Origin of the sequence: Actinomadura vinacea (assembly GCF_039532545.1) — a bacterium.
GTDB lineage: Bacteria > Actinomycetota > Actinomycetes > Streptosporangiales > Streptosporangiaceae > Spirillospora > Spirillospora vinacea.
Genome location: NZ_BAAARW010000012.1, coordinates 946,554 through 962,059, shown reverse-complemented (window position 1 = coordinate 962,059; position 15,506 = coordinate 946,554). Strand labels below are relative to the sequence as shown.

Annotated in this window: 12 protein-coding genes; 5 read left to right on the top strand and 7 right to left on the bottom strand. The window is 70.9% G+C overall.

The features are described 5' to 3' along the window. Window positions 1-6 precede the first annotated feature (6 nt). The 6 genes from ABD340_RS19730 to ABD340_RS19705 are packed head-to-tail and all read right to left on the bottom strand — an operon-like array spanning window position 7 to window position 5,410. The gene (locus ABD340_RS19730) at window positions 7-1,272 is read right to left on the bottom strand and encodes a TetR/AcrR family transcriptional regulator (RefSeq protein ID WP_344590492.1); all 1,266 of its coding nucleotides are present in this window, start codon (window positions 1,270-1,272) and stop codon (window positions 7-9) included. Further along, window positions 1,269-2,102: an SDR family NAD(P)-dependent oxidoreductase gene (locus ABD340_RS19725; RefSeq protein ID WP_344590490.1), complete on the bottom strand. Its 834-nt coding sequence runs from the start codon at window positions 2,100-2,102 to the stop codon at window positions 1,269-1,271. The genes ABD340_RS19730 and ABD340_RS19725 overlap by 4 nt, the downstream gene beginning before the upstream one ends. Window positions 2,103-2,117: 15 nt before the next feature. Continuing rightward, window positions 2,118-2,531: a MaoC/PaaZ C-terminal domain-containing protein gene (locus tag ABD340_RS19720; RefSeq protein ID WP_344590488.1), complete on the bottom strand. Its 414-nt coding sequence runs from the start codon at window positions 2,529-2,531 to the stop codon at window positions 2,118-2,120. Next, window positions 2,528-2,986 (bottom strand): MaoC family dehydratase N-terminal domain-containing protein, encoded by a 459-nt coding sequence (locus ABD340_RS19715; protein WP_344590486.1) that lies wholly within the window; start codon window positions 2,984-2,986, stop codon window positions 2,528-2,530. Before ABD340_RS19715 ends, ABD340_RS19720 begins: the two co-directional genes overlap by 4 nt. A 2-nt stretch (window positions 2,987-2,988) precedes the next feature. Then, window positions 2,989-4,173 carry a lipid-transfer protein gene (locus tag ABD340_RS19710; protein WP_344590484.1) on the bottom strand — a complete coding sequence of 395 codons (1,185 nt, stop codon included), beginning with the start codon at window positions 4,171-4,173 and terminating at the stop codon, window positions 2,989-2,991. 46 nt (window positions 4,174-4,219) lie between these two features. Continuing rightward, window positions 4,220-5,410: a TetR/AcrR family transcriptional regulator gene (locus tag ABD340_RS19705; protein ID WP_344590483.1), complete on the bottom strand. Its 1,191-nt coding sequence runs from the start codon at window positions 5,408-5,410 to the stop codon at window positions 4,220-4,222. Between the two features lie 143 nt (window positions 5,411-5,553). Here ABD340_RS19705 and ABD340_RS19700 point away from each other — a divergent pair, with 143 nt between their 5' ends. The 4 genes from ABD340_RS19700 (at window position 5,554) to ABD340_RS19685 (ending at window position 10,060) form a co-directional block, all read left to right on the top strand. Continuing rightward, window positions 5,554-7,146, top strand: coding sequence for an AMP-binding protein (locus tag ABD340_RS19700; RefSeq protein ID WP_344590481.1), 1,593 nt, complete (start codon window positions 5,554-5,556; stop codon window positions 7,144-7,146). A 5-nt stretch (window positions 7,147-7,151) separates the two neighbouring features. Then, window positions 7,152-7,919, top strand: a complete 768-nt coding sequence (locus ABD340_RS19695) for an enoyl-CoA hydratase/isomerase family protein (protein WP_344590480.1) — start codon at window positions 7,152-7,154, stop codon at window positions 7,917-7,919. Between the two features lie 81 nt (window positions 7,920-8,000). Then, entirely contained in the window at window positions 8,001-8,834 is an 834-nt protein-coding gene (locus ABD340_RS19690; RefSeq protein ID WP_344590478.1) for a mycofactocin-coupled SDR family oxidoreductase, read from the top strand. A gap of 41 nt (window positions 8,835-8,875) precedes the next feature. Then, entirely contained in the window at window positions 8,876-10,060 is a 1,185-nt protein-coding gene (locus tag ABD340_RS19685) for a serine hydrolase domain-containing protein (RefSeq protein WP_344590476.1), read from the top strand. Between the two features lie 30 nt (window positions 10,061-10,090). On the opposite strand, the gene lysX is transcribed toward ABD340_RS19685, so the two are convergent. Then, the gene (gene lysX, locus ABD340_RS19680; protein WP_425547393.1) at window positions 10,091-13,354 is read right to left on the bottom strand and encodes a bifunctional lysylphosphatidylglycerol synthetase/lysine--tRNA ligase LysX; all 3,264 of its coding nucleotides are present in this window, start codon (window positions 13,352-13,354) and stop codon (window positions 10,091-10,093) included. Between the two features lie 250 nt (window positions 13,355-13,604). Between lysX and ABD340_RS19675 the strand changes: the two genes are divergently transcribed. After that, the gene (locus ABD340_RS19675; RefSeq protein WP_344590473.1) at window positions 13,605-15,494 is read left to right on the top strand and encodes a serine/threonine-protein kinase; all 1,890 of its coding nucleotides are present in this window, start codon (window positions 13,605-13,607) and stop codon (window positions 15,492-15,494) included. Window positions 15,495-15,506: the final 12 nt, after the last annotated feature.

Genomic DNA, 15,506 nt, shown 5'->3' with positions numbered 1-15,506 from the left:
CGGTTCTCAGGGCGTGAGTCTCAGGACGGACCGGACGATCGCGCAGACGGCCGGAACGATCCCGGCCTGCGTGCGCAGGGAGGGCGTCCGGGCGGTGTCGTTGATGACGTTCAGCGCCGCCTGCACGCGGACCCGGGCGTGGCCGTCGGAAAGCCCGCCATGGATCTCGCGGAGCAGCCGGACCCATTCGGCCACGTAGGAGCGCTGGACGTCGCGGATGGCCGTCCGCTCCCGGTCCGGCAGGTGTGCGGTCTCGGCGATGAGCAGATCCATGACGTCGCTGTTGGCGAAGGAGTAAGCGGTGTAGGAGTGCGCGAGCCCGCGCAACGCGGCCGCGTCGTCGGTGGACAGGGGCAGAAGCCGCGACATCTGGTGGCGCAGCTGCTCGGCACCGCGCAGCATGATGGTGACCAGCAGGTCGAGCTTGCCGTCGAAGTGGTGGTAAACGCTGGGGCCGGTGATTCCCACGGCGGCGCCGACATCGTCGACGCCGACGGTCCGGTACCCGCGTTCGGCGAACAGGCGGGCGGCGGCGGACAGCAGTTCGTCCCGGCGCGTCAGCGGTTCGACGGACGTGAGCGGCCCGGTGGACGGGGTGCTCGCCGCCGGGGCCTCCTCGCCGGACGGCTCGATCCGGGCGTCCAGTACGTCCTCGGCGATCGCGGCGAGCAGTTCCTCGTACTCCGCTCGCGGCAGCCGGATCCGCTGGAACGAGATGCTCATCAGCGCGGCGAGGCTCGCCCAGGTGATCAGCTCCCGGCGCGGCGCGGCGAGCTCGGGCCGCCGCGGGCCGACGAGCTCGGCGTACCGCCGTCCGGTCGTCACGAGCTGTTCGCGCAGCCGGTCCCGGGCCGCGGGGGCGAGGTGCCGGGACTCGCGCTGCCAGAGCACGCCGGTGCCGCGATGGTCGAGCGACGCCGCGACGATGGCGCGTATCGCGGCCCGCCGGTCCGCCGTGCCGACCGACTCCACGGCGGAGCCGATCGCGGCCAGTTCATGGTTCACGACCTCGTAGAGCAGGTCGTCCTTGCCCCGGAAGTGCTGGTAGAGCGCCGACGGGCGAACCGCGACAGCGTCCGCGACGTCGCCCATCGAGACGTGCGCGTAGCCGTCGCGGGCGAACAGCTCCGCCGCCGCCGCCATGATCAGCTGCCTTCGGTTGCGGGGCCGGGTGCCGCGCGGCGGTGTCGGCACCGCCTCGGCCATGGTGTTCTCCTCCGCGGGCCGATGGAGCCGGCGGCCCGGCTCCTCCCGGTGCAGGATCGTACTCACAGATTGAAGCCGCCGCCGCATACGACCGTCTGAGCGCTGACGTAGTCGGATTCGGGGATGCAGAACAGGTAGACCGCACCGGCCGCGTCGGCCGGGGTGCCGGCGCGGCCGAGCGGGATCGTCCGCTCCATGGCGCCGAGCAGTTCGGGGTTGACACCGACCTTGATCTCCTTGCCCTGGACCGCGATCGTGCCGGCGTCGCCTCCGGCGGGCGCCGCGGTCAGCCGGGTTCTGATCAGCCCGAACGCGACGGTGTTGACGGTGACGTTGTAGCGGCCCCATTCCTTGGCCAGCGCCTTGGTCAACCCGGTGACCCCGGCCTTGGCGGCGGCGTAGTTCGCCTGCCCGGCGTTGCCCCCGAGGCCGGCGATGGAGGAGATGTTGACGACCTTGCGGCACGGTACCGGCACGCCCGCCTCCCGCTCCGCCCGCACCGCGGCGGAGATGATCGGCTGGGCGGCGCGCAGGATCCGGAACGGCGCCTTGAGGTGCACGTCCAGGATGGCGTCCCACTGCTCGTCGGTCATCTTCTGAACGACGGAGTCCCAGGTGTAGCCGGCGTTGTTCACGATGATGTCCAGCCCGCCGAAGGCGTCGAGGGCGGTGGCCGTGAAGCGTTCGGCGAAGCCGTGCTCGGTCACCGATCCGGCGCACGCGACCGCCCGGCCGCCCGCGGCCTCGATGGCGGCGACGGTCTCTTCGACCGGTTCGGCGTCCAGGTCGTTGACGACCACGGCGGCGCCCGCGCCGGCGAGCTTGAGGGCGACCTCCCGGCCGATCCCCCGGCCGGAGCCGGTGACGATCGCGACCTTGGCGTCCAGTTCTCCCATGGTCGGTGCTGCCTTTCAGTCGAGGGCGACGGTCGCGTCGCCGGTGAGGGTCGTCGTGCCGTCGTCGAGGGTGACGGCGAGTTCGAGGGCGGCCACCCCGTCCGCGATGGACGTGACCCTGCCGGTGCAGGTCGGCCTGGCATTGACCGGAGTGATGGCGACGAAACGCACCCGGTAGGAGCGGATCCGGTCCTGTGGAACCCAGCCGGTGAGCAGCCTGCCGAGGTAGGCCATGGACAGCATGCCGTGGGCGAAGACGTCGTCCAGACCCGCGGACCTGGCGACGTCCAGGTCGATGTGCATCGGGTTGTGGTCTCCCGAGGCGCCGGCGAACAGCGCCAGCGTGGTTCGCGAGATCGGCTCGATCTCCAGTGGCGGCAGGGTCGCGCCGATCTCGATCACGGCGGGCCGTTCCGTGCGGGGCGTCATGCCGTCGCCTCCGGGGAGCGCACCACGATCACCGTGCTCAGGTCCGCGATCGGCGACCCGTCCACGGCGGCCACCGCGGTCTCCTTGACGACGAACTCCAGCGCGCCGCCCTTCTTGGCGTAGACGTCGGCGATGCGCGGTCTCGCGATCAGGGTGTCGCCGGCATGCGCCGTCGAGTGGTAGACGAACGACTGCGTGCCGTGCAGGATCCGGCGGAGATCGACTCCGAGGTCGGTCAGGAAGCCGAACGGCTCGGGCCGCTCCAGCTCGATCCCGAACAGGAACGTCGGTGGCACGGGCAGATCCGGGTGGCCCGCCGCCCTGGCCGCCTCGAGGTCGCTGTACACCGGATCGGTCTCGCCGATCGCTTTGGCGAAGAACCGCAGGCGGCGGGCCTCCATGGTGCTCTCGACGATCGGCAGCTCGGTGCCGATCGCGCCGGCGTCGATGGCCACGCTCAGACCGCCTTCTCGTACAGGGTCACCACGGCGGCGCCGCCCAGACCGATGTTGTGCTGCAGCGCCACGTTCACGCCGTCGACCTGGCGGCCGCCCGCCTGGCCGCGCAGCTGCCAGACCAGTTCCGCACACTGCGCCAGTCCGGTCGCCCCGAGCGGATGGCCCTTGGACAGCAGTCCGCCGGACGGGTTGGTCACCACCCGGCCGCCGTAGGTGTTGTCGCCGTCGGCGACGAACTTCTCCGCCGTGCCCTCCGGGGTCAGCCCGAGCGCCTCGTAGCTGATCAGCTCGTTGGCGGTGAAGCAGTCGTGCAGCTCGACCACGCGGATGTCCTCCGGTGACACCCCCGAGGCCGCGTAGACCTGGTCCGCCGCGGCCTTGGCCATGTCGCGGCCGACGAGGGCGGTCATGTCCCCGCCGGTGAACGTGGACGGGAGGTCGGTGGTCATCGCCTGCGCGCCGATCCGGACCGAGGTGTCCAGGCCGTTCCTGCGGGCGAACTCCGCGGAGGCGATCACCGCGGCGGCCGCCCCGCAGGTGGGCGGGCAGCACTGCAGGCGGGTCAGCGGTCCGTAGACGTGCGGCGAGGCCAGGACCTCCTCGACCGTGACCGGGTCGCGGAACACCGCGTACGGGTTGTTCGCCGCGTGCGCGCGGGACTTCACCGAGATCCTGGCGAACGTCTCCGGCCCGGTGCCGTACTTCTCGGCGTAGGCCGCGCCCGCGCCGCCGAAGTACTGCGCGGCGAACGGGGCGTCGGAGGTGCCCTGCACCTGGTGCGCGACCTCGTCGAACCGCGCGAACGGGCTGGGCCGGTCCTGCCACTGCGCCACCAGCGCGCCGCGCCGCATCTGCTCGAATCCGAGCGCGAGGACGACCTCGGCGGCGCCGGATTCCACCGCCTGGCGTGCCAGGTACAGAGCCGAGGAGCCGGTCGAGCAGTTGTTGTTGACGTTGATGATCGGGATGCCGGACTGCCCGAGCCGGTACAGGGCCGCCTGCCCGCAGGTGGAGTCGCCGTAGACGTAGCCGACGTAGGCCTGCCGCACCGCGGAATGGTCGACGCCTGCGTCGGCCAGTGCCGCGCGGGCCGCCTTCTCGCCCATCACGTCGTAGGGCTCCGTCCTGCTCGGTGTGGTGAACGGGATCATTCCGACGCCGACCACGTGTGCGCGTTGCGTCATGCCACCCTCCAAATCCTAACGGCGATTCACTTAGCCTAACGCACTTTCACTTATCCTCGGCAAGGCGCAGCAGGGCCGTCCCCATCGCCACGAGTGAGGGGCCGACCTCGACGCGGGACCGCAGACCCGGAGATCGGGCCAGGTCGTTGACCACGGTGAGCACCGCCTGGACCCTGATGCGGGCGGACACCGGATCCAGCTCGGGACGGACGGTGCGGAGCAGGTGCACCCACTCGGCGATGTAGTCGTGCTGGATCTGCCGTACCTGATGCCGCTCGTCATCGGTGAGATGCACGAGCTCGGCGATGATGATGTCGATCAGGTGGCCCTGTTCGAGGTCGAAGCGGACGTAGGAGCGGACCAGCTGGCGCAGGGCGTCCGGGGCGTCGGCGGCGCGCCCGAGCACGCTGGACAGATCCGTCCACAGTGCCTCGCTGCCCCGATTGATCGCCGCCCGCAGCAGATGGCCCTTGCTCGGAAAGTAGGTGTAGACGCTCGGCCCGGCCACCCCGACGGCGCCACCGATGTCGTCGATGCTCACCGCGGCGTACCCGCGCCGGGCGAACAGGCGTGCCGCGGCCTGGAGGAGCGCCTCGCGCCGAGAATGCAGTTCGAGGCCGGTGCCGGCGGGGACGGCGTGCTCATCCGGCGGCAGTTCCGCCGTCACCACGTCACGGCACATGGCATGGACGAGCCGCCGGTACTCGGGATCCGGTAACTCGAGAGAGTGGTACGACACGCTCTCGAGCACCGCCAGAAGGCACCACACCAGGACTTCGGCGCTTCCCTGGTCCGTCTCCGGCCGCTCTTCCCGCACCAGCCGCCCGAGGGCATCCGCGAGATCGCGCAACCGCTCGCGCAGTTCCACCCTGATCTCGGCGGGCAGGTGACGCGACTCCCGCTGCCACAGCACCCCGAGCTCGCGATGCTCCAGTGCCTGGGCCGCGAGCTCGTGCAGCGCCGCGTCGAGGCCCGGTGAGGCTCCTACCGCGGCCTGCGCCGGACGCAGGCCGTCGCCCAGCACCGCCGCGAGCAGCTGGTGTTTTCCAGGGAAGTGCCGGTACAGCGCGGAAGGGCCCACTCCGACCGCGTCGGCGATCTCGGTCATCCCGACCTGGTGGTAGCCCCTCCGGTAGAACAGCTCGGCGGCCGCGGCCGTGATGAGGGCTCGGCGGTTGCGCGGCCGTGTCCCCCGCGCGGGCGTTCGCGCCCCGCGCCCGCTCGGCGCTTCCGACATCGTCGCTCCTTCTGGCTATTCACTTATCGTCCTTGCAGTCCAGTCTAACAAGGACTTCTTGTCGACTATTGCTTGATTGAACCTAGTCATGTTTCACTTGCGCCACGCCCGCTCGTCCGAGCACAGACCTTCTGGAGGCGGAGATGGAAGTCGAGCCGGTGGTCCGGTCCGGAGAGGTGACGCGGACCCATACCGAGGTCCGGGAGCGGGCCGCGAGGATCGCCTCGGGGCTGGCCGAAGCCGGTGTGTCGCAGGGCGACCGGATCGCGGTCGTCATGCGGAACGACATCTCCTACCTGGAGGTCTTCGCCGCGGTCGCCCTGCTCGGCGCGGTCGCCGTCCCGGTGAACTGGCACTGGCGCGGGGGCGAGCTCGAACATCTGCTCAGGGACAGCTCCGCCCGGCTCGTGATCGTCCACACCGATCTGCTGCCCACCGTCGCGGCACACCTGCCCGACGGCGTCGATCTGGTCGAGGCGGCGGTGCCGGAGGCGGTCGCGAAGGCGTACGGTCTGGCGCCGCACCGGCTGCCGCCGTCGGGCGAGCACGCGACACTGCAGTCCTGGATCGACCAGGCGCAGCCCTGGCCGCACCCTCCCGTGCCGGCACCCCTGGGTCTCATATACACCTCCGGCACCACGGGCCTTCCCAAGGGCATCCTCCGGCGGCCGACCTCGCCCGAGCAGTCCCGCCGGCTCGTCGAGCTGGTCTTCGACGCCTGGCGGCTGCGGCCGGGGATGCGATCGATGATCCCCGCACCGCTGTACCACACCGCCCCCAACACCCACGCCATGCTCGGACTCGCCGGCGGACTCGACCTGACCGTGCTCCCGCGCTTCGACGCGGAGGAGACGCTGCGGCTGATCGAACGGCACCGGATCGAACACGTCCAGGTCGTTCCCACCATGCTCGTCCGTCTCCTGGGGCTGCCCGCGGAGATCCGCCGGCGTTACGACCTGACATCACTCAAGGTGATCCTGCACGCGGCGGCGCCCTGCCCCGCAGAGATCAAGGACCGGATCATCGACTGGTTCGGCCCGATCGTGCAGGAGTACTACGGCGGATCGGAGACCGGGCCGGTGGTCGCCTGCGACAGCGACGAGTGGGCGGCGCATCGAGGTACCGTCGGACGTCCCATCGCCGACGCCGGCGTCCGGGTACTGGACGGAGCCGGCCGGCCGGTCCCCGTCGGCGAGGTCGGCGAGATCTTCCTCAGACCACCGTCCGCGTGGCCCGATTTCACCTACGTCGGCGATGACGGAAAACGCCGCGACATCGATCGCGACGGATACCTGACGATCGGCGATCTCGGTTTCGTCGACGCGGACGGCTTCCTCCATCTCCGCGACCGCAAGAACGACATGGTCATCTCCGGCGGTGTGAACATCTATCCCCTGGAGATCGAGCAGTGCATCTCGGGCCTGGCGGGGGTGGCCGACGTGGCGGTCTTCGGGATCCCCGACCCCGAGTTCGGCGAGGCGCTCGCGGCCCACGTGCAGCCGCTGCCCGGAGCCCCGCTGACCGAGGAGGACGTGACACGTCATGTCCGGTCGCGGCTGGCCGGCTACAAGGTGCCGCGGGTCGTCGTCCTCGACGACCACCTGCCCCGCGAGGACTCCGGCAAGCTCTTCAAGCGGCGGCTCCGGGAGAGATACCTGTCCGGCGAGGCCGGCGAGGCCGGCGAGGCCCGCGGAGCGGCGACGGCACGGTCGCGGCGCGTGGCGGCGGAATCGTGACCTCCGTGAAACTGCACCGGCGCGGCCCGGTGACCGTCCTGACGCTCAACCGGCCCGAGCGGCTCAACGCGGTGACCCCGGAGATGATCCACGAGCTCGATGACGCCCTCGGCGACGCCTCCGGGGAGCCCGGCTGCCGGGTGATCATCCTCACCGGTGCCGGCCGCGGGTTCTGCTCGGGGCTCGACCTCGAGGTCGGCTTCGGTGATCCGGCCGGCCGGTCGGAAGTGGCGCACAACTACCGGTTCATGGAGTCCGCCACCCGGATCACCGAGCGGCTGAGGAGCATCGGGCAGCCGGTCATCGCCGCCCTGCACGGACCGGTGGTCGGGGTGGGCGTCGCCCTGGCGGCCGCCGCGGACATCCGGATCGCCGACGCCTCGGCGTCGTTCGGCTTCGGATTCGTCCGGCTCGGCATGTCCGCGGGCGAGGTCGGGCTCTCCTGGTTCCTGCCCAGGATCATCGGGCCGGCCCGCGCCGCGGAGATCCTCTTCACCGGCCGGACGCTCACCGCGGCCGAGGCCGAATCGGCCGGTCTGGTGATCGGTGTGGAGCGGGGCGCCGCCCTCGCCCGCGCGCACGAGCTCGCCGCCGAGATCGCCGCCCGGCCCGCCTTCTCGATCACCGTCACCAAGGAACTGCTCAACGCGAGCACGAACGGCGCGGGCTTCGCCGAACACCTCGAACTGGAGAAGCGGACGCAGGTCCTCTGCTCCCTGACCGAGGAGTTCACCGCCGCCCGGGAACGCTTCGCCTCGCGCGACAGGGCGTGACACGCGGCGCCGCCGCTCCGCCCGCCGACCGCGCACAGGACCGGCACCGCACAAGACGATCTCGTGGATGGGAGAAGAGCAATGGGAAGAGTGGACGGCAAGGTCGCGTTCATCACCGGTGTCGCCAGGGGGCAGGGCCGTTCGCACGCCCTGCGGCTGGCCGCGGAGGGCGCCGACATCATCGGGGTCGACATCTGCGGACCCGTCGGCTCGGTGCCGTACGCGCTGGCGAGCAAGGAGGATCTCGACGAGACGGCCCGTGCCGTGCGGCGAACCGGCCGCAGGATGTTCACCGCCGTCGCCGATGTGCGCGACTATCCGGCGCTGGAGGGGGCACTGCGGGACGGGATCGCCGAAATGGGCGGTCTCGACATCGTCTCCGCGAACGCCGGGATCGCCTCCTTCGCTCCCATGCATCTCATGGCGGAGGAGACCTGGCGGGACATGATCGATGTCAACCTCACCGGTGTGTGGCACACGGTCAAGGCCGCGGCGGCTCCCCTGATCGAGGCCGGGAAGGGCGGCTCGATCATCCTCACCGCGTCCTCGGCCGGCCTCAAGGGGGCACCGAACATCGGGCACTACGCCGCCGCGAAACACGGGGTGCTCGGGCTCATGAAGAGCCTGGCCAACGAGCTCGCGGCGCACATGATCCGGGTCAACTCCGTGCTGCCGACCGGCGTCGGGGACACCGGAATGGTCAACAACGAGCCGATGCGCAAGCTGTTCCTGCCCGACGCCGACGATCCCTCGCACGAGGACCTCGGCGCCGCGATGGGGACACTGAACGCCCTTCCGATTCCGTGGGTCGAATGCGTCGACGTCTCGAACGCCGTGTTGTTCCTCGCTTCTGAGGAGGCCCGTTTCATCACGGGCACGGCTCTTTCGGTCGATGCCGGCTGGCATGTCAAGTAACCCGGTCAAGGCTTTCGCCGATCAGTGAGGAGCAGGGAATCATGACCGTTCGAACCGTCCCGCCCATCGCCGAGGCCCAGGAACTGGGGCTCGACCCTCACCGGTTGGCGCGCATCCGCGAAGCGGTGTCGCGGGACGTGGCCGGCCTCCGGTACGACGGAATGGCGATCCGCGTGCTGAAGGACGGGCAGCCGGTTCTCGCCGAGGACATCGGGTACGCGGAGCGCGCGTCGGATCGGGCGCTGACCCCCGACACCGTCTTCCTCACAATGTCGCTGGGAAAGCAATTCGTGAACGCCGTGGTGCTGTCCTATGTGGAGCGGGGGCTCCTCGACCTCACCCTGCCCGTCGCCGAGGTGCTGCCCGGATTCGGCTGCCGGGGCAAGGACCGGATCACCCTGTTCCATCTCCTGACGCACACCGGCGGCGTCTTCTCGGGCGTGCCGCCGCTGCCGCCCGGCGAACTCGCGTCCAACGCCGCCGTCGCCGCGTTCGCCGCCGGTGCGCGGCTCGAGTCGTTGCCCGGTGAACGCGTGAACTATTCCATGGTCTGCGCGCACGCCGTGCTCGGCGAGATGCTGCGCGCCGCCGACGGCGGCCGGCGGACCTTCACCGAGTTGATGTCGGGCGAGCTGTTCGATCTGCTCGGTATGACGGAGACGAGCGTCGGTGTACGGGAGGACCTGGCGTCCAGGCTCGCGCCGATGGCGGCCCGCTATACCGAGGCCGGCGTCTTCGGTCCCGCCGACGTCGAAGGCGTCGGCGCGCTCATCGGGATCCCGGGGAGCGAGATGGCCGCCGGCGGCTACGTCACCACCGCATCGGATCTGACCCGTTTCGTGCTTATGCTCCGGAATGGCGGGGAGTTCGGCGGGTTCCGGCTGCTGTCTCCCGCCATGATCAAGCTCGCCGCTCAGAACCACACCGGGCGGCTCCGCAACACCCTGTTCGATTTCACGCTCGACGGCCGGCACTGGAGCGAGTTCCCCGCGCACATAGGCCTCGGCTTCTTCGTCCGCGGATCGGGAGTCGCCCCAGGGCCGTTCGGCAACCTGTGCAGTCCGGACACCTTCGGTGGCGCGGGGGCGGGCACGTCCTGTTTCTGGGTCGACCCGCAGCACGACACGGCCTTCATCATGCTCACCACCGGCGCGATGGAGGACACGCGGCACTACGAGCGATCACGGCGGATCTCGGACATGGTCATCTCATCGATCACCGGCTGAGAGGCCGCGGACGCCGGCCGGCCGCCCGGCTCACGAGCCGGGGCGCACCAGCGGGAACGGGATGGTCTCCCGGATGCTGCGCCCGGTGAGCGTGATCAGCAGCCGGTCGACGCCCAGGCCCATCCCGCCGGCCGGGGGCATCGCGTACTCCAGCGCGCGCAGGAAGTCCTCGTCCAGCTCCATCGCCTCCGGGTCGCCGCCGGCGGCCTGCAGCGACTGCTCGGTGAGCCGCTGCCGCTGCAGGATCGGGTCGATCAGCTCGGAGTACGCGGTGCCCAGCTCCAGCCCGAACACGATGAGGTCCCACTTCTCGGCCAGCCGCGGGTCCTTGCGGTGCGGGCGGGTGAGCGGCGAGGTCTCCGCCGGGTAGTCGCGCACGAACGTGGGCGCCTTGAGCTCCTCCTCGACCAGGGCCTCGAACAGCTCCTGGACGACCCGGCCCTGCCCCCACGCCGGGTCCACGTTCACCCCGGCCCGCTCGGCGGCGGCCTGGACGGCGGTCACCGGCGTGTCGGGCGTCAGCTCCTCGCCGAGCGCCTCCGACACCGACCCGTACACCGTGATCTCGTGCCACGGCTCGGCCAGGTCGTACTCGACGCCGTCCTTGACGACCACGGTCGTGCCGAGCGCCGCCCGCGCCGCCTCGACGACCAGGTCGCGGGTGAGCGTGGCCATGGTGTCGTAGTTGCCGTACGGCTCGTAGGCCTCCAGCATCGTGAACTCGGGGTTGTGCTTGTGCGAGACGCCCTCGTTGCGGAAGTTCCGGTTGAGCTCGAAGACCTTCCCGACGCCGCCGACCAGCAGCCGCTTGAGGTACAGCTCGGGCGCGATCCGCAGGTACAGCTGCATGTTGTAGGCGTTGATGCGGGTGGTGAACGGCCGGGCCGTGGCGCCGCCGTGGATCGGCTGGAGCATCGGCGTCTCGACCTCCAGGTAGCCGCGCTCGCGCAGCCCGTCCCGTACGGCCGCGATCGTGTCGCCGCGCAGCCGCAGCATCCGGCGCGACTCGTCGTTGACGATGAAGTCGACGTACCGCTGCCGCACCCGCAGCTCGTCGGACAGACCGGCGGACCTGGGCGTCCCGCCGTCGGGGGCGACCACCGCGGGCAGCGGGCGCAGGCACTTGGCGGTGAGCTTCCAGGAGTGCGCCAGCACCGACAGCTCGCCGGTCTTCGAGGTCACCACCTCGCCGGTGACGCCGACCAGGTCGCCGAGGTCGATCAGCGATTTCCAGGACCGCAGCGACTCGGTGCCGAGCTCGCCTGCGGCCAGCATGATCTGCAGGTCGCCGGTCTCGTCGCGCATCGTCACGAAGATCAGCCGGCCGTGCTCGCGGGCCCGGATGACCCGCCCGGCGACGGCCGCCGTCGTGCCCGTGCGGGTGTCGGGGGCCAGGCAGGGGAAGCGTTCGCGGACGCCGGCGGCGTAATCGGTGCGCTCGAAGCCCAGCGGGTACGGCTCCAACCCGGCCGCGCGGATCTGCGCCAGCTTGGCGTGCCGGACCCGCTCCTGCTCCGACAGCCGCCGCTGCGGCGTGAGCGCCGCCTCGGCCGCCTCCTCGATCTCCTTGATCTTGTCGACCAGCTCCTGGGACGGCGTCATGCGGGCGGCGCGGTCCAGCCTGGGCCGGTTGAGGCTGGGCAGGAACCCCTCGGCGCGGGCGTAGGCGAGGCCGAGCCGGAGAATGTCGCGGTTCTGCATGTAGCAGATGAACCGGGGCCGCCAGTCGGGGTTGTACTTGGCGTTGGCCAGGTAGAGCGACTCCAGCTGCCAGAACTTCGAGGCGAACAGCAGCAGGCGGTAGTAGAGCCGCGCGACCGGGCCCGCGCCGATCTGCGAGCCGCGCTCGAACGCCGAGCGCAGCATCGCGAAGTTCAGCGAGAGCCGCTGCACGCCGACGGTCGCGGCCCGTTCGGCCAGCTTGGCGACCATGAACTCGTTCAGCCCGTTCTCGGCCGCGCGGTCGCGCCGCATCAGGTCCAGCGACAGCCCGTTGCGGCCCCACGGGACGAAGCTGAGCAGCCCGCGCAGCTCGCCCTCGGCGTCGAACGCCTCCACCATCACGCAGCGGCCGTCGGTCGGGTCGCCGAGCCGGCCGAGGGCCATGGAGAACCCGCGCTCGGTCTGGTCGCCGCGCCAGGCGTCGGCGCTGCGGATCAGCTTGGCCATCTCCCAGGCGGCGATCTGCGAGTGCCGCCGGATCCGCACCGTGTACCCGGCCCGCTCGACCCGCCGCACCGCCTGCCTGACCTGGCGCATCTCGCGGCCGTCCAGGCTGAAGTCGGTGAGGTCGAGGATCGCCTCGTCGCCGAGTTCGAGCGCGTCGAAGCCGTGCCGCCGGTAGAGGTGCGCGCCGCGCTCGCCGACGCTGACCGCGCCGGGGATCCACGCGTGCGCGCGGCACTCGCCGAGCCAGGCCTCGATCGCCTGGTCCCAGGACTCGGGGTCGCCCAGCGGATCACCGCTTGCCAGCGAGACCGCCCCCTCTACCCGGTAGGCGATACCCGCCTTGCCGTTGGGCGCAAGGATGAAGTCCTTGTCGCGGCGCAGCGCGAAGTAGCCGAGCGAGTCCTGGTCGCCGTACTCCGCCAGCAGCGTCCGCGCGCCGACCTCCTCGTCGGTGTCCAGCACCGCGTCCCGCCGGCCGGGCCGGAACAGCGCCCAGAAGGTGACGATGAGCAGGCCGGTGCCGAGCACCCCGATGATGGTGTCGACCCAGCCGGGCACCCGGACGCCGATCGGCTCGCCGGTGACGCCCGAGCCCAGCACGGTCTGCATCAGCACGTACCAGGGATGGGTCCAGAAGCCGCCGTTCGGGTCCTCGTCGGTGACGAACACTAGGAACGTTCCGATCCCGCCGCTCACCACCATCAGCACGGCGAACACCATCACCGCGAGCCGCCGGTTGGCGCGGTCGGGCAGCGTGGTGAACTCCCCGCGCGCCGCGATCAGCAGGCCCAGCACCGCCAGGAACACCGCGGTGGTGATGCACTCGCCGACCGGCGTCGGCTCCTCGGGGTCCAGGATCAGCGCCAGGAGCAGCAGCGTGGAGGTCGCCGAGTACAGGCCGAACAGCAGCACCAGGATCCGCCACGCCGCCTTCTTGCGCCGCCGTACGCCCATCGACAGAAGGATCAGAAGCAGCCCGAAGGGAACACTGGCGGTGAAGCCCAGATAATAGATCCAGCGCAGTGCCCAGATGTCGGCGACCATGAGGATGACGTCCGACGACAGCCAGGCCAGGATGGACAGGATGCCGGAGAGCCGGGTGTACCAGAAGAAGATGGTCGGCACGCTCTGGATCAGGGCGTGCCAGCCCGCGGTCCATCGGCTGCGGGGCCGGGCGTTAGCTGTTCCGGGTGTCACTGTCATCCACGCTTCTGTCTTCTGTCACTCGCCCGTCCGGCCGGCGCCAACCTTGGCGACACGGCGAACGTCGTACGTGTAGGGGATATGGCCGCAGGGAGGATGATGCTCTACGAGGGGTCTACCCCCCACCAGAGTCGGTCCAAGAGTGTCTGCAAAAGTCGATATGGTCGCGCATATGCCAAATGAGTCCACCGGGGAGCGGTTGCTCGCCCACCGCTACCGACTGGTGACGCAGGTCGGCCGCGGCGGCATGGGCACGGTGTGGCAGGCTCACGATGAGGTCCTCGGTCGTGACGTCGCGGTGAAAGAGGTCATCCTGCCGCATGGTCTCACCGATGAGGAACGCAGCGTCCACCATAAGCGCACGTTCCGTGAGGCGCGCACCGCCGCGCGCCTCGGCCATCCGGGCGTGGTCACGGTGTACGACGTCGTCGAGGAGGACGGCCGCCCCTGGATCATCATGGAACTGCTCCTGGCCCCGTCGCTGGACCAGGTGATCAAAGGGGAGGGCCCGCTGGAGCCGCGGCGGGCCGCCGAGATCGGCCGGCAGATGCTGGCCGCGCTGCACGCCGCGCACGAGGCCGGCGTGCTGCACCGCGACGTCAAACCGAGCAACGTGCTGCTCACCCGCGGTGACCGCGCGATCCTCACCGACTTCGGCATCGCCACCGCCTCCGGCGACGCGACGCTGACCCAGACCGGCCTGGTGATGGGCTCGCCCGCGTACATCGCGCCCGAGCGCGCCCGCGGCCGCACCGCCGGGCCCGCCTCGGACCTGTGGTCCCTGGGCGTCACGCTGTACGCGATGACGCACGGGAAGTCCCCGTTCGAGCGCTCCGAGCCGATGGCGGCGCTGGTCGCGGTCATCTCCGAGGATCCGGACCCGCCGGAGCACGCCGGACGGCTCGCGCCGGTGATCCGCGGGCTGCTGCACAAGGACCCCGACCAGCGGATGGACGCCATCGAGGCGGGCGCCCTGCTGGACGACATCGTCCGGCAGGAGACCTTCGACACCCAGCGCACGCAGGTCGTCGAGATGCCGGTCGAGGACCTGCCGGGCCGGTACCGGGACGGCTCCCGGCGCTCGGCCGCCGCCTCCGCGGAGGCCCCGCCGGCCTCGGACGGGACCGTCCGCGACGGGCCCTACGCCGAGGCGTACGCCGAGCCCTATCCGGAGACCTACGCCCCGGACGCCTATCCGGACCCCTACCCGGACCCGTCGTCCGACAGCGGGCGCACCCGCATGGAGTCGACCGTGTCGCCCGCCGAGGGGCCGGGTGAGGCGGCGCGCAAGAGGCCGTCCGGTCCGATGGCCTGGCGGTCCGGCTCGCCGACCGAGCCCGCCGAGCGGCCGGGGCCGCCGGGCGGCCCGAGGGCCGGGCGGCCCGCGCCGCTCGGGCAGGGCAACCGCAACCCGATGCTCATCGGCCTGATCGTGCTGATCGTTCTGGTGGTCCTCGCTGTGATTCTGCTCACCCGGGGCGGCGGCGACGGGAAAGAGGCCGGCACCCGGGGCAACACGCCCGCGCCGAGCGCCAATACGAAGCGGGGCAGCGCCTCGGGCCCGGCCAAGTCGCCGGACGGCAGCGCCGGGCTCCCGGCCGGGTTCCGCCTGCACAAGGACCCCAGCGGCTTCACCATCGCGGTTCCCAGCGACTGGAAGGGGCCGCTGCGCCGCGGCTCGTCCCCCAGCAGCGTGTTCTTCGAGCCGAAGAGCGGCGAGGGCTACATTCAGGTCGACCAGACCTCCAACCCCAACGACAGCGCGCTGGAGGACTGGAAGCAGTACGAGCCGACGGCCCGCGGTCGGTTCGGCGGCTACCAGCTGGTCAAGATCGCCCCGGTGGCCGACGGCGAGCCGGTCAGCGACTCCGACGGAGAGAAGGCGGCCGACTGGGAGTGGACCTACGACGGCCGCGACGGACGGCTGCACGCGCTCAACCGCGGGTTCGTCATGAAGGACATGGGGTACGCGATCGTGCTGGTCGCGCCGGACAAGGACTGGGACCGGACGTTCGCCGAGATGGATCCGGTCTACCGGTTCTTCGAGGGCAAGGACGACTGAAACCCCCGCCAC

Bases quoted from the DNA above. Each gene is read 5' to 3' on its own strand.
- ABD340_RS19710 (WP_344590484.1), bottom strand. From the start codon at position 4,173: ATGACGCAACGCGCACACGTGGTCGGCGTCGGAATGATCCCGTTCACC.
- ABD340_RS19675 (WP_344590473.1), top strand. From the start codon at position 13,605: ATGCCAAATGAGTCCACCGGGGAGCGGTTGCTCGCCCACCGCTACCGA.
- ABD340_RS19720 (WP_344590488.1), bottom strand. From the start codon at position 2,531: ATGACGCCCCGCACGGAACGGCCCGCCGTGATCGAGATCGGCGCGACC.
- ABD340_RS19685 (WP_344590476.1), top strand. From the start codon at position 8,876: ATGACCGTTCGAACCGTCCCGCCCATCGCCGAGGCCCAGGAACTGGGG.
- ABD340_RS19705 (WP_344590483.1), bottom strand. From the start codon at position 5,410: ATGTCGGAAGCGCCGAGCGGGCGCGGGGCGCGAACGCCCGCGCGGGGG.
- ABD340_RS19725 (WP_344590490.1), bottom strand. From the start codon at position 2,102: ATGGGAGAACTGGACGCCAAGGTCGCGATCGTCACCGGCTCCGGCCGG.
- ABD340_RS19700 (WP_344590481.1), top strand. From the start codon at position 5,554: ATGGAAGTCGAGCCGGTGGTCCGGTCCGGAGAGGTGACGCGGACCCAT.
- ABD340_RS19690 (WP_344590478.1), top strand. From the start codon at position 8,001: ATGGGAAGAGTGGACGGCAAGGTCGCGTTCATCACCGGTGTCGCCAGG.